This is a genomic window from Pectobacterium aroidearum (assembly GCF_015689195.1).
In the GTDB taxonomy this organism is placed as follows: domain Bacteria; phylum Pseudomonadota; class Gammaproteobacteria; order Enterobacterales; family Enterobacteriaceae; genus Pectobacterium; species Pectobacterium aroidearum.
The window spans coordinates 3,059,177-3,073,297 of record NZ_CP065044.1 but is presented as its reverse complement, the minus strand read 5'-3'; the positions used below and the strand labels follow the sequence as shown (position 1 = coordinate 3,073,297).

The following is a 14,121-nucleotide window of genomic DNA, read 5'->3' as shown; positions in this document are numbered from 1 at the left end:
TGCTTTCAGCATTTGGTTAATCGCGCAGGGCGAAAGAGCCTGTGTAAAAGGAACAACACCCTATGTCCAATTTAATTAACACCGCGATGAGTGGCTTAAAAGGTGCACAGGTTGCGCTCAGTACGGTGAGTAACAACATTAGTAATCAGGCTGTTACTGGCTATAGCCGGCAAAATGCGATACTTGAGCAGGCGACTAGCAGCAGCACATCGGCTGGATATATTGGTAACGGTGTCAATGTTGTTAGTATCAACCGCCAATACAACGAATTTATCACCAATCAGCTGCGTGCTGCGCAAACAACAAGCAGCTCTGTCACGGCGTACTACGAGCAGATCTCCAAGATTGATAACTTGCTGGCCAGCAGCACAACAAGCCTTTCATCAACGATTCAGGGCTTCTTTTCTAACCTGCAAAACCTGACCAGTAACGCCGGCGATTCATCGACTCGCCAAACCGTGCTGGGTAAGGCAGAAGGGCTGGTAAACCAGTTTAAAGTTACAGATAAATATTTGCGTGATATGGACAGCGGTCTGAATACGCAGATTCAAAGCACCGTTGGTCAGGTTAATACATATACTGAACAAATTGCGTCTTTAAACAATGAAATCACGAAGCTAATGGGAGCAAATAGCGGCACGATGCCTAACGATTTGCTCGATCAGCGGGATCTTCTGGTCGATCAGCTCAATAAGCTGGTGGGTGTTGATGTTACTGTCCAGGATGGCATTGTTTACAACGTTGCATTGAAAAATGGTACTAACCTGGTTCAGGCTGGAACGAGCAACCAACTGGTCGCCATTGGTTCTAGCGGCGATCCGACTCGCCTGACCGTTGGATATAGAGACCAGACAAATGATGTTGTCTCGCTGAATGAGAGTACTTTAACAGGTGGTTCATTAGGTGGGTTGCTCTCTTTCCGTACAGAAACGCTGGATGAGGCACGTAATCAGCTTGGGCAGCTCGCGTTGGCATTTGCCGATGCATTTAATGCTCAACATCAGCAAGGTTATGACCGTGATGGTGTTAAAGGCGGCGACTTTTTCTCTTTTGGTAAAGCGGTCGTTCTGAATGATAGCAAGAATGCTGGCAATGCCGTGTTAACGCCGTCTTACACCAATTCCAAAGATGTGCAGGCAACCAATTATTCGATCAAATACGATGGCGCTAACTGGCAAGTGACCCGTTTGTCTGACAATTCAAAATTCACTGCGGCAGTGACGACAGCGGGGACTCCTCCTGAGAGCAGCCTGAATTTTGATGGCATCAAAATGACGATTACGGGTACGCCGACGACAAACGATACTTTCCTGCTCAAGCCGGTTAACGACGTGATTATCGATATGTCGGTGGCTATTTCCGATCCTAGTAAAATTGCTGCGGCGTCCGTGAAGCTTGATGATGCTGGCAATCCTGTAGTAGATGGAAGCGGTAATCCTGTGTTTGGTGGTGTTAGCGATAACACGAATGCTAAAGCGTTACTTGCACTGCAAAATGAAAAAATTGTGGGCGGTAAAGCGAGTATTTCCGGCGCATACGCGGGCTTGGTCGGAGAGATTGGTAACCAAACCAGCACCCTGAAAATAAACAATACATCGCAGCAAAACGTTGTTAAGCAATTAACGGCAGAACAGCAGTCCGTATCTGGTGTAAACCTCGATGAAGAATACGGCGATCTGATGCGTTACCAGCAATACTATATGGCAAATGCTCAGGTAATAAAGACTGCACAATCTATATTTGATGCGCTGTTGGCGGCTCGTAGCTAGTTTGACCATTTAAGAAAGAGGAATTGATACCATGCGCTTAAGTACCAGCATGATGTACCAGCAAAATATGCAAGGCATTATTAATGGTCAGGCAACGTGGCAAAAAACGGGTGAGCAGTTATCAACCGGTAAACGCGTCGTAAATCCATCAGACGATCCGATTGCGGCGGCGAGCGCCATTATGCTTGGCCAGGCTCAATCAGAAAACAGTCAGTATACGTTGGCGCGTACGTTTGCTAAGCAAAGTATGTCTTTGGAAGAATCTATTCTTAATAAGAGCTCGACCACAATTACCAGCGCATTGACTGAAGTCATCAAAGGCGGCGGTGTTTTGAATGACGACGACCGTAAATCGGTCGCGACTTCTCTGCGCGGTATGAAAGCTGAATTGTTGAATATGGCTAACAGTACCGATGGTAATGGTAACTATATTTTTTCTGGTTATGAAACCGATAATCCTCCTTTTGTTGACGGTGCGACGGGAATTCAGTACGTCGGCGGAAATCAGGCCATTTCACAGCGTGTTGATTCCGCTCGAAATATGACAGTCGGCCATACTGGCTCTGCGGTTTTCAATGGTGTAACTGGTGATGCCAGAAAAGAACCGGATGGGAGTATCCAGTCGGACTTATTTGAAACGCTAGACATTGCAATTAAAGCGCTTGAAACCCCACTTGCGGATGCTGATGATGTAACAAAAGCCAATGTTGCTGCAGCGTTAGAAACGGCAAACCGTGGTTTAAACAATTCACTTAATAACATCTCATCCGTTCGGGCCGAATTGGGTATTCAGCTTAATGAGATTGATAATCTCGATGCGGTTGGTAAAGATCGTGATGTAGCGAATAAAACGACATTGTCGCAGTTGCAGGACACCGATTGGTATGAGGCGATCTCGTCTTACATCATGCAGCAGTCTTCTCTGCAGGCTTCTTATACGGCTTTCCAGAACATGCAGGGTATGTCGTTATTCCAGATGAAATAGTAGTAATAGAGAACATTTATCTATTCTACTGTACGGTTTGAATACGCTTAAACCGGGCGTATTTTTTGGGCGTGTCATTCTCTTTATTATATTGGATGACATGCCATTTTTTATCCTACCGTCATTGCCCTATATTTTCCCTGTTAATTCTAATTCTCCTTATCTTACCCTCACTTGTTAGCGCATCGATATTTGACATGGCATGTGTACTACATGCGATTCCCCACGATCGCGACGGGGCTAATTATATAAAAAGTGAAATAGGGCATGAGCGATAAACAAGCACATCCCTGACTAGTCAGTCACATCGACTTATGTTTGCTTATAGGAAATTAGGGGCTGGATAGCTGGGTAAGGATATCAGCGAGTAAATCGAAAACTTCGCTGAATAAGTGCTCTGCAAATGGTGGGATTAACGGAATTAATAAACCTAGCGTCATGATACCCACGGTAAGGGTTATCGGGAAACCCACGACAAATATCGAGAGCTGTGGGGCAACGCGGTTAAGCATGCCTAAGGCCAGGTTAATAGTTAGCAGCAGGGTGATGATTGGCAGCGCCAGCATCAATCCGTTAATAAAAATCAGTCCACCGGCACGTGCAAGCGCGAGAAAGGCATGGCTGTTAATAGGATTGGTGCTGATGGGCAGAGTATAGAAGCTATCTGCTAATAACGAAATCATCCAGAGATGACCATCAAATGTCAGGAACAATAAGATGGCAAGAATATTCAGAAAACGCGCTATTACCTGCATATTCGGGCCGCCAGTGGGATCAAAAAAGGTCGCAAAGGCGAGTCCCATCTGTAAACCAATAAGTTCGCCGGCATGGCGAATAGCGGCAAATGCTAACTGCATTGACAGGCCAAGAGTAACGCCGATGAGAACTTGCTGTATTAACAGCCATACACCAGCGACGGAAAAGATAGGCGTGGTGTTTAATGGCAAATAGGGCGCAACCAGTAGGGTGATCAGCACACCCAGACCAATTTTCACCCGGTTCCCAATCGCTCTTTCGTTAAAGACAGGCGCAGTGCTAATCAACGCAAGAATTCTGACAAAAGGCCAGAAAAACTGGCTGACCCAATTCACCATGTCCCAACTGTTAAACGTCAGCATGCTTACCCAATAATATTAGGTAACTGGCCGAATAGCGTACGCATGTAGTCCAGCATGAGGTTTAACATCCAAGGGCCAGCGATCACTAAAGTGAAGAATACGGTGAGGATTTTAGGGATAAACGACAGTGTCATTTCGTTTACCTGAGTCGCCGCCTGCAAGAGGCTGATCGTCAGCCCGCTGAGCAGTGCCGCTATCAATGGAGGGGCTGCAAGCGCCAATGCTATCTTCATTGCTTCATAGCCAAGCGCCATCACCGATTCTGGTGTCATAGTCGCATTCCTCTATCCGTCTAACTATAAAAACTTTGGGCTAATGAACCGAGTAGCAACTGCCAGCCATCGACTAATACAAAAAGCATGAGCTTGAAAGGCAAGGAAATGGTTGCCGGAGGAACCATCATCATCCCTAGTGCCATCAATACGCTGGCAACAACGAGGTCAATGATCAGGAAAGGGATAAATATAGTAAAGCCAATCTGGAAAGCGGTTTTTAGTTCACTTGTCACAAATGCAGGGAGAAGCACACGCATGGGAACCGCTTCAGGCCCCTGAATTTCAGGAATTTCGGCCAACCGAGTAAACAATGCCAGATCGGTTTCTCGGGTTTGCCGCAGCATGAATTCACGCACAGGCTCTGCCCCGCGTTCGATGGCGACCTCCATACTGATTTGATCCTGACTGAAGGGAAGATAGGCTTCTTCATAAACGCGGTTTAATACTGGCGACATAACAAAAAACGTCAGGAAAAGCGTCAACCCTAACAAGACCTGGTTCGGTGGTGCGGTTGGCGTACCCAGCGCGTTGCGTAACAAGCTCAGTACAATGATGATCCGGGTGAAGCTGGTCATCATTAACAATGCGGCAGGAATAAACGTTAATGACGTGAGGAAAACCAGCGTTTGTACTGATAGCGTCCAGCTCTGTCCACCGTTAGGTAGCGGTTGAGTCACAATTCCAGGAAGCTGGGCCCACACCGATGGAGCCAGAAGCAATAAGCTGATGGCTAAACCATAGCGTAGCGTGCGTAACAAAGCGGTGATACGAAAATAATTAGGCAAGGCACTCATTCCGACTTTTCCGGACGCTTTAAAACTTTCTTTAACAGTTGGTTGAAATCGACCGGCTTGTTACCGCCAGCAGATGAACTGTCGTTGGTTGGTTGTGCTGGGAGCGTATGCAGAGGTGTGATTTGTTGAGCAGTAACACCTAACACCAGCCAGGTATTATCAACTTCTACAATAACTACACGTTCACGTTGCCCAACAGGGCAACTGGATACCACTTTTAGCAACTTATTTTGCTTGGCTTGCGGTACAAAACCCAGCTTGCGAACGAACCAGGCAATCAGCAGAATAAATAATAAAATACCAGCGAGCACACTACCAACCTGTGTCAGTAGCATGCTGCCGGTAAGTGGTGGCTCAGTAACAAGCGTCGACTGCTGACTTGTTACTGGAGTCGGAGGTGATACCGAGGCTATTGCCATTAACGACTCAGGCGGCGCATACGTTCGGATGGTGTGATGATGTCGGTAATACGCACACCATACTTGTCAGATACGACAACAACTTCCCCCTGAGCGATGAGATAACCATTGATCAGGATATCCAGCGGTTCACCAGCCAAGCCATCAAGTGCGACAACAGAACCTTGGGTGAGACGCAGAAGCTCTTTTATCGTCATTTTTGTCCGGCCAAGCTCAACGGTGAGTTTGACAGGAATATCCAGAATAAGATCGATATCCTGTAAGGCACCCAGCGGATCATGACCTTCCAGCGATTTGAAAATGCCTTCGGTTGTCGCGGCCGGTTTTTCTGCAGCCTGTTGCTCGTTAAATGCATCAGCCCACAGATCGTCCACTGATTCCTTGTCGTCGGACGGTTTCTTGGTGTCACTCATGGGGCTGTTCCTCGTTATCCAGAGAATTCAATATAGGGTTAATCAAATGTTCAACGCGTAGAGCATATTGCCCGTTCAATGTGCCATATTGGCTGGTCATCACTGGCACACCGTCAACATGGGCAATGATTTTGTCAGGTTTGTCGATCGGTAACACATCGCCGGGTTGGAGCTTCAGAATCTTGGACAAGCGCAGCGGGATATCAACAAAGCTTGCGACCAGCTCCAATTCGGAATGCTGTACCTGCTTGGCTAAGGTGTCTCGCCAGCTCTGGTCTTCCTGACGTGAGTTTTCCAATGGTGGATTCGCAAGCAGTTCGCGCAGCGGCTCGATCATCGAAAAAGGAATACAGATGTTAAATTCGCCAGTTAGTGAACCGATTTCAACATGAAACGGTGTAGTCACGACGATATCATTAGGCGACGTTGTGATGTTGGTAAACTTGACCTGCATTTCTGAACGTACGTATTCGATGTCAAGTTTGTAAATCGCATTCCAGGCTTCGCCATAGGCTTCCAGAGCCAAGCGTAACATACGCTTAACTACGCGTTGTTCGGTATGGGTAAATTCACGTCCTTCGACTTTCGTCGGAAAGCGCCCATCGCCGCCGAAAAGGTTATCTACGGCGATAAACACCAGGCTTGGTGAAAATACAAACAGAGCCGTGCCGCGTAGTGGTTTTAAATGAATCAGATTCAGGTTTGTCGGTACAGGAAGGTTCCTGGCAAACTCATGGTACGGCTGGATCTTGATTCCACCTACGGTGATATCAGGGCTGCGGCGTAACAGGTTAAACAATCCCATACGGAATTGGCGCGCAAAACGCTCATTAATGATTTCTAATGCCTGTAAACGCTCGCGGATAACACGTCGTTGCGTATTCGGATCGTAGGGTTTTACGCCCCCATCCACTTTTGACGACGCATTGGCATCAGCGTCGCTATCGCCACTGTCGCCATTTAATAATGCATCAATTTCTGCTTGTGAAAGAATGCTATCGCCCATAATGGTTACCGCAGTATAAAGGCCGTGAACAGAACATCAGTAACGACCTGGTTAGGTTGACCAGGAACTAATGGTGGGCTTAGCACTTGCTTAATTTGCTCAATCAGCTTCTGTTTGCCTTGCTCATTAGCGAGCGCAATCGCGTCCTGACGAGAAAGTAATAATAACAGTCTGCTGCGAACCTCTGGCAGATAATTAGTAAACCGTGTGCGCGTTGCTTCATCTGGTAAACGCAGAGTGAAGCCAACATACAGCACGCGGTCAGGATCGTTATCTGCATTGACGAGATTAACGGTAAAGGTATCCAGCGGCATGAAAACAGGCTCTGGCGGTGGCGGTGCCTCCTGCTCGGCCGTTGCTGAGTTTTTCTGATTTAATAGCCACCAGGCGGCGCCCGCAGCACCAGTCGCAGCGAGAGCAACGATAATCAGTAGTATTAGCCAAATAGACCGTTTACGTCCTGGTCGAACTTGCATATCAGACATAGCCAAAGATAGTTCCCGTTACTTATCGATATTTACTGCTGGATGAAACCAGCAGTAAATAAATGCGTAATGTCGATGATTATCCTGCCTATTGCTATGTTCAATACAGAGAATAGGCAGGGAAAACCGTGCTAACTTATTCGTTTACTTCAGTTTCAGGCAAAGATATCAACGCCGTTGACCGATGACGCCATTGATCTTAACTGTTCTGGTACATTTAGTAATTCACCCGTGCCTTCTGCTGAATGACCAAATTGCTGCTGATAAGACGGGCCACGGTTATTGCCGTCGTTATTATTACTGGCCATTTGCTGTTGCCAGGCAGAGGAATCACTACCTACGCTGCTTTGGCCAAGGTTAATTCCGCTTTCTGCCATCGCATTACGCAGGTGGGGCAGTGCAGCTTCCAGTGCTGAACGAACCTGACTGCTTGCTGATGCCAGATGAATCTGTGCCTGATTATCATCAATTTTTAGGCTGATGTGCAGAGCGCCCAGTTCCTGCGGGTTCAAACGTAGTTCCGCAGTCTGCTGTCCATTACGGCTGAACATCACTATCTGCTGTCCCAATGCGTCTTGCCATTGTGGTGAGCCAAACGGTGCATTCAACTGCGCGCTTGCTGCCTGAGGTGCTGGTGTGGTCGTCCCCACTGCTGTTGGCTGAATATGCATAGCCTGTGCGACAGGCGGTGTGGTTTGAGACACGCTGTTGCTTAAGGTGGACACCGATTCAGAGGCATTGCGATCGCCTGCTAGGGAATTTGGCGTCGTTAGCGCAAACTTGGCTGCGTCATCTGCTGACTCTGTCGCAGGAGATGAGGTTTGTTTGGCTGCATGGCGCAGATCGCGTGATATACCCGCATCTTTATCAGGCATTACTGATGTGTCTAGCAGCTTTGCCAAGGTACTTTTGGCATTCTCACCCGTACTGTTCAGTACAGAAGTAGGAGCCTCATTCTGGCGTTTTGCGTCAATGAGCCCCGGAATCGTTAATCCCGCATTTACGGCAGTTGCGGCAATGCTATCAGTGGCAGGCTGCGTCGCAAGTGGCGTTGTCTGCAACATAGCAAGCAGCGCCTGCATCGCGATGGCGTCATCTGACGTACTGGCACTGTCTTTCTTGTCCAGGCCCTTAAGCTTCGCCTGTTCGGCAATGTCTGGATTTTGCTTACCCGCAGTAATGGCTGCGCCAGTAAGTGAACTGAACGAAGAAAGCAGCGCGTTTAAATCATCGCGGCTGAGGGAAGCAGCATCTTTCCCTAAAGCGTTTAGCAGCGCTTCTTCGTCCACTTTTTCGAGTGTTTTTTTATCCGATGTATCGGCTATTTGCGATATGCGTTTGCTCAACAGATCAACAAAATCTTTTGGCAGCTCGCCCTGTGTCAGCAGAGAAGCAGAAGAACTGCTCGTATCACTGACAGTAGTCGCTATGGGTAACGCGGACAGATTCATGATTCTGCTTTCCTCTGTGAGGCCCGTTGGGCAAATTCATCCATTTGTTTTTGTTCTATTTTGTTTTCTTTGGCAAGCTGTCTTGTCAACTCACGATCTTGCAGTTTCTCAAAGGCGTTCAATCGCTGCTGCTTTTCTTGCCAGGTCTTCATTGCTAAATCTAAACGTGATGTCCACTGCGAGAGCTGTTGTCTGTGTTGCTCAATTGCACTGTCCAGCGTTCGGATGAACTGCTGATAATTCTGCCAGCTATTATTCGCCATACCAGCAGACATCGTCGAGTTCAATTTTTGACGATAGTCATCCTGATAGTTTAACAGCATATTGAGCTGCTGTTCTGCCTGTTGATGCGCCTGACGCACCTGTCCCAACTGGCCTGCTGCTTTCTCAACCTCTTTCTGCGCCAGTTCGCGTAGTGTAACCAGCGGTGACTGGGTTTTCATCTGCTCTCCTACTCGTTACGAGGGAAAATAGTGTGCAACGCCTGGCAAGATTCTTCATAGTTACTTTGTTCAAACATACCCTGCTGCAAGAAGGCTTCCAGGTGCGGATAGAGCCGAATAGCTTTGTCGAGCATAGGGTCACTGCCTGCGGCGTAGGCACCAACACTGACTAAATCACGGTTACGTTGGTAACTGGATAGTAACTGTTTAAACTGTCTCACAGAAGCGTAGTGGCCTTCATCTATCAGCGCGGTCATCGCACGGCTAATCGAGGCTTCGATATCAATTGCTGGATAGTGACCAGACTCAGCCAATTGACGAGACAACACAATATGTCCGTCCAGGATGGCGCGAGCGGAGTCGGCTATTGGATCCTGCTGATCGTCACCTTCTGTTAGAACAGTATAGAAGGCGGTGACTGATCCACCTCCATGAATACCATTGCCTGCGCGTTCTACCAGCGCGGGTAATTTGGCAAAGACAGAAGGGGGGTAACCCTTGGTTGCCGGCGGTTCGCCAATTGCTAAAGCAATTTCACGCTGTGCCATGGCATAACGCGTGAGCGAATCCATGATGAGCAGAACGTGATATCCACGATCGCGAAAATCTTCCGCAATACGCGTGGCATAAGCGGCGCCCTGCATCCTTAATAATGGAGAAACATCCGCTGGCGCAGCAATAACGACGGAACGCGCTCGTCCTTCTGTGCCCAAAATATTCTCGATAAAATCTTTTACTTCTCGGCCACGTTCACCGATAAGGCCGACAACGATGACGTCAGCTTGAGTATAACGCGCCATCATGCCCAACAGCACACTTTTACCCACCCCTGAACCAGCAAACAGACCCATTCGCTGCCCCCGGCCCACGGTAAGCAAGGCGTTGATGGCTCGGACACCTACATCCAGAACACTTTCGATTGGCGTTCTTTGTAATGGGTTGAATGGCGGCGTAATTAGCGGTGCACGATAGCCTGTATCCGGTGCGGGTAAGCCATCCAGCGGTTTTGCGCTACCATCCAGCACCCGGCCAAGTAGTTCAGGGCCTAATGGTAATTGTTTTCCCTGACTGCTGCTGTCTTGGCCGACGCGGGCATAAACGCGTGCGCCGGGGGTAATGCCTTCAACTTCTTCCAGCGGCATGAGAAAGAGTTTTTGCCCGTTGAACCCGACCACTTCACTTTCGATTTCTTCAACCTGAGAGCCATTCTGTCGTTCGATGAGGCAGGTGGCGCCCAGTGGCATATGCAACCCTGTCGCTTCCAATACTAAACCTGTCGCCCGGGTTAAGCGGCCGTAACGACGCACCGACGGCGTGTCGTCAATACGCTTCTCAAATGAATCGAGAGAAGAAAGCCAGCGTCCGAGGCGTGAAGTCATCATAGCTCTCCCGGTGCAGCTAAACGGCAAAGCTCATGCCAGCGCGTTGCCAAGCTGGCATCCAGATCGCCTTCTTCCGCGCTGACTTTACAGCCACCAGGATGAAGTTGGCTATCGGCAAGTAATCTCCAGCCATGCAAACTGAGTGTTGGGCCCAAATACTGTTCAACGCGTTCCAGATCTGAAGGGTGAACGCGCAGTTGCGTTTTACCCGAAAACATAGGTTCTTGCTGAATCAATTGCTGTATCTGACCGAGCAGCGCGTTGCCGTCGCATACCGGAGGTTGTCCCAAAATCTGCTTGGCTGCGGTCAAAGCCAACTGCATCAGACGAGCTGGGATCACACTGTCGAGTGTATCCAACGTCTGTTGAAATTCGGTGACCATATTCTGCATCTGTTCGATGATCGGCTGTTGCTGCTGCAGGGCATTCTGCAGACCCTGCTGTTGCCCTTTGGCTAAACCTTCCTGATAGCCTGCGTCATAGCCTTGTTGGTGGCCTTGCGCAAAACCTGTTTCTCGCGCTTGCTGCAGTGTGCTTTCGCGCAGAGAAGCCAACTCGTCCTCGGCTGCTGAAAGAGCGTTTTCTTCAGCGAAACGCTCCATGTCAGGTATCTCAGGCTCATCATTTACCTGATAGGTTGGGAGGACTGGTTTCGAAACGGGCTCAGCCAGATCGTTAAGCTTCCAGGGTTGCCAGGCCAGGTTCTTGGGGGCGTTAGACATAAGCATCCTCGCCGCCACCGATAATCATCTCGCCGCTGTCTGCCAGTCGACGAACGATAAGCAGAATGGCTTTCTGTTCGTTTTCCACCTGCGACATACGTACCGGGCCACGGGTTGCAAGGTCGTCGCGAAGAATTTCTGCCGCACGTTGAGACATGTTGCGCAGGAATTTCTCGCGCAAAGGCTCTTCGGCACCTTTCAATGCCAACAGCAGAGACTCGGACTCGACTTCTTGCAGAAGACGCTGGATGCTGCGGTCGTCCACGTCCACCAGGTTTTCGAACAGGAACATTTCGTCGATGATTTTCTGTGCCAATTCGCCATCGAACTCGCGTACGGCATCAATAACCGCTTCTTCCTGCTGAGTTTTCATCAGGTTGATAATTTCAGCCGCAGTACGAACACCACCCATCTTGCTGCGTTTGAGGTTCTGTCCGTCCAGCAAGCCATTCAGAACGTCTGTCAATTCTGCCAGTGCCGAAGGCTGAACGCCGCCGAAGGTCGCAATACGTAGCATGACGTCATGACGAAGGCGTTCGTCAAACAGAGCTAAGATATCGGCAGCCTGAGCACGCTTCAGATGCACCAAAATTGTTGCGATAATCTGTGGGTGTTCGTCGCGAATAAGGTCTGCGGCAATCTGCGGCTCCATAAAGTTGAGTGTTTCCATCCCACTCGTAGAGTCGCGGCTTTCAAGAATATCTTCCAACAGGCTAGATGCTCGTTCTTCACCAAGCGCTTTGACAAGCACTGAGCGAAGGTAGTCGCCGGCATTCACGCTGAGCGCAGCATATTGCTCTGAGTCCGCCTCAAATTCTCTCAGGATTTCGAGCAACTGCTGTTGTGATACCTGTCGCATGTTCGCCATCGCAGCACTGAGATGCTGTACTTCTTTGGTCGAAAGGTGAGTAAACACCTCTGCGGCGCGGTCTTCACCAATGGTCATCAATAAGATGGCGCTTTTTTCTGTTCCTGTCAGGGTCATAGTTCAGTACTCATCCATTGACGAATTACCAGAGCGACAACGCGTGGATCGTTCTCTGCCATTTCACGTATGCGGTTACTTTGCATTTCTGCATTGACGCGTTGTTGTGATTTCCGCTGCTGTTCAACTTCCGAGCTACTCAGGTTGACCATAACATCGTTGTCTGCACCTTGAGACAGGGCAGCCGCTGCCAGTGCCGCTTCTTGCTGCTGTGCTTTTCTCTGCAATTGTGGACGAACCAGCTTACGCCACAGAATCCAGGCAACGATCAGAACCAGCAGCCAACGGCCAGCTTCCATCAGCAGATCGAAGAATGCCTGTTTTTGCCAGAAGGGGAGTTCGCCAGAACCGTCGGTGCTGTCCATAAATGGCGTATTAACGACATTCAATGTATCACCGCGTTCAGCAGAAAAGCCCATTGCTTCACGTGCTACTGTTTCAATCTGTTTAATCTGTTCTTCCGTTAGTGCAACCGGTTTGCCATCTTCACCAGGTGGCTGGTAGTTAACGATAACGGCAGCAGACAAACGCTTTACACCACCCGTACTGTGTTTGGTATGTAAAATCGTCTTATCAACTTCATAGTTGGTTGTTGCATCATTACGAATATTTGATGTTTGAATGACGGTATTCGCGTTTGCCGCATTGGCTTGCGCACCCGCTGCATTGTTTTGGTTCTGGTTCTGTTGGCCAGCCTGATTGTTCGCATTGGCATTAGCATTGTTTGGCTGTGTTGCGATAGGCGCGGTTGGAGCAGGCGCTGGCTGATTGGACAAGGCACCAGGAACACCACCTACGTTAGGACCGCCTCGTTGCTCACTCTGGCTGGTTTGCTGAGAGCGAACGGCCGCTTTATCTGGCGGTTGGTTAGGTTGATACTGCTCGTCAGTCTGTTCGCGGGCAGAGAAATCAATTTGTGCGGTGACCTGAGCATGCACGTTACCCATACCGACCATGGGGGCGATGATTGATTCTATGCGGCGCTGGTACATAGCTTCGACTTCGTTGCTGTACTTAAGTTGCGCTGCATTCAGATCGCGACCGCTTCCACCCGCCTGAGTCAACAGACGTCCGGTCTGATCAACGACCGTAACATTATCTGGCGGCAGGCCAGCAACGCTGCTGGAAACCATGTAAACGATGGAGTTGATTTGGCCTTCATCTAATGCACGGCCTGGCTGTAACGTTAGGGTGACAGAAGAAGAAGGGGCTTTTTGCTCACGAACGAACAGTGAAGGCTTCGGTATGGCAAGGTGAACTCGCGCATTCTGAACAGGGCCGAGCGTTTCTATTGTTCTGGACAGCTCACCTTCCAGCGCACGCTGATAATTAATCTGCTCGCTGAATTGGCTGATGCCAAATTTTTCCTGATCGAGCAATTCAAAACCAACTGCGCCACCTTTTGGCAGGCCAAGTTGAGCAAGTCGGAGTCGGGTCTCATAGACCTTTTCGGCGGGAATCATGATCGCGCCGCCGCTCTCCGCAAAGCGATAAGGGATATTCAGCTTTGTTAATTCGCCGACAATCGCACCGCCGTCCCGGTCATTTATATTGCTATAAAGAACCCGATAATCTGGACCTTTAGCCCATAGCGTTAACGCGACGACAATGGCAATGGTCGCAGCAGCTGCGATCAATAGCGGAATCTTCGGATTGGCGCGTAACCGGTTGAGTATTTCGCCAAAGCTATTTTTACCGGTAGCGGCGCCGGTTAATGAGGCGTTCATACTCTATCTCTGCTTGGTTGTTGAACGATATACTTAACGTTGTGACGTGACAAAACAGAACTCCCTGATTGCGCAATCAATAAAACATTTCGCCTACATTTATCGGCATGTCATTATTTTCCGTAAAAGAAAAATCGATGGGTCGAT

General features: G+C 49.0%; 15 protein-coding genes. 2 read left to right on the top strand and 13 right to left on the bottom strand.

The features are described from left to right. Positions 1-62: 62 nt before the first annotated feature. Both flgK and flgL read left to right on the top strand, forming a co-directional pair. Positions 63-1,769, top strand: a complete 1,707-nt coding sequence (flgK, locus tag I2D83_RS13770) for a flagellar hook-associated protein FlgK (protein ID WP_181828890.1) — start codon at positions 63-65, stop codon at positions 1,767-1,769. Between the two features lie 31 nt (positions 1,770-1,800). Then, positions 1,801-2,754 carry a flagellar hook-associated protein FlgL gene (gene flgL / locus I2D83_RS13765; RefSeq protein ID WP_181848689.1) on the top strand — a complete coding sequence of 318 codons (954 nt, stop codon included), beginning with the start codon at positions 1,801-1,803 and terminating at the stop codon, positions 2,752-2,754. Between the two features lie 332 nt (positions 2,755-3,086). Here the strand turns inward: flgL and fliR are convergent, their stop codons facing one another. The 13 genes from fliR to fliF all read right to left on the bottom strand — a co-directional run bounded on the left by fliR (position 3,087) and on the right by fliF (position 13,974). Further along, positions 3,087-3,872 carry a flagellar biosynthetic protein FliR gene (gene fliR / locus I2D83_RS13760; RefSeq protein ID WP_181828889.1) on the bottom strand — a complete coding sequence of 262 codons (786 nt, stop codon included), beginning with the start codon at positions 3,870-3,872 and terminating at the stop codon, positions 3,087-3,089. Between the two features lie 2 nt (positions 3,873-3,874). Next, entirely contained in the window at positions 3,875-4,144 is a 270-nt protein-coding gene (fliQ, locus tag I2D83_RS13755) for a flagellar biosynthesis protein FliQ (protein ID WP_015840791.1), read from the bottom strand. A gap of 20 nt (positions 4,145-4,164) precedes the next feature. Next, a complete protein-coding gene (fliP, locus tag I2D83_RS13750) occupies positions 4,165-4,941 on the bottom strand; it encodes a flagellar type III secretion system pore protein FliP (RefSeq protein ID WP_015840790.1) in 777 nt (258 codons plus the stop codon). Beyond that, positions 4,938-5,360, bottom strand: coding sequence for a flagellar biosynthetic protein FliO (fliO, locus tag I2D83_RS13745; RefSeq protein WP_015840789.1), 423 nt, complete (start codon positions 5,358-5,360; stop codon positions 4,938-4,940). Before fliO ends, fliP begins: the two co-directional genes overlap by 4 nt. Further along, entirely contained in the window at positions 5,360-5,773 is a 414-nt protein-coding gene (gene fliN, locus I2D83_RS13740) for a flagellar motor switch protein FliN (protein WP_015840788.1), read from the bottom strand. Before fliN ends, fliO begins: the two co-directional genes overlap by 1 nt. After that, complete coding sequence (gene fliM, locus I2D83_RS13735) at positions 5,766-6,779, bottom strand: flagellar motor switch protein FliM (RefSeq protein ID WP_015840787.1); 1,014 nt, start codon at positions 6,777-6,779, stop codon at positions 5,766-5,768. The genes fliN and fliM overlap by 8 nt, the downstream gene beginning before the upstream one ends. Before the next feature lie 5 nt (positions 6,780-6,784). Beyond that, positions 6,785-7,264, bottom strand: coding sequence for a flagellar basal body-associated protein FliL (gene fliL, locus I2D83_RS13730; protein WP_015840786.1), 480 nt, complete (start codon positions 7,262-7,264; stop codon positions 6,785-6,787). Positions 7,265-7,419: 155 nt separating this feature from the next. After that, a complete protein-coding gene (locus tag I2D83_RS13725; protein ID WP_205946713.1) occupies positions 7,420-8,715 on the bottom strand; it encodes a flagellar hook-length control protein FliK in 1,296 nt (431 codons plus the stop codon). Further along, positions 8,712-9,158 (bottom strand): flagellar export protein FliJ, encoded by a 447-nt coding sequence (gene fliJ, locus I2D83_RS13720; RefSeq protein ID WP_015840784.1) that lies wholly within the window; start codon positions 9,156-9,158, stop codon positions 8,712-8,714. Before fliJ ends, I2D83_RS13725 begins: the two co-directional genes overlap by 4 nt. A gap of 8 nt (positions 9,159-9,166) precedes the next feature. Further along, entirely contained in the window at positions 9,167-10,537 is a 1,371-nt protein-coding gene (gene fliI / locus I2D83_RS13715) for a flagellar protein export ATPase FliI (RefSeq protein ID WP_015840783.1), read from the bottom strand. Next, positions 10,537-11,262: a flagellar assembly protein FliH gene (fliH, locus tag I2D83_RS13710; protein ID WP_181844699.1), complete on the bottom strand. Its 726-nt coding sequence runs from the start codon at positions 11,260-11,262 to the stop codon at positions 10,537-10,539. Before fliH ends, fliI begins: the two co-directional genes overlap by 1 nt. Next, a complete protein-coding gene (fliG, locus tag I2D83_RS13705; RefSeq protein ID WP_015840781.1) occupies positions 11,255-12,247 on the bottom strand; it encodes a flagellar motor switch protein FliG in 993 nt (330 codons plus the stop codon). Before fliG ends, fliH begins: the two co-directional genes overlap by 8 nt. After that, positions 12,244-13,974 carry a flagellar basal-body MS-ring/collar protein FliF gene (fliF, locus tag I2D83_RS13700; RefSeq protein WP_205946712.1) on the bottom strand — a complete coding sequence of 577 codons (1,731 nt, stop codon included), beginning with the start codon at positions 13,972-13,974 and terminating at the stop codon, positions 12,244-12,246. The genes fliG and fliF overlap by 4 nt, the downstream gene beginning before the upstream one ends. Positions 13,975-14,121: the final 147 nt, after the last annotated feature.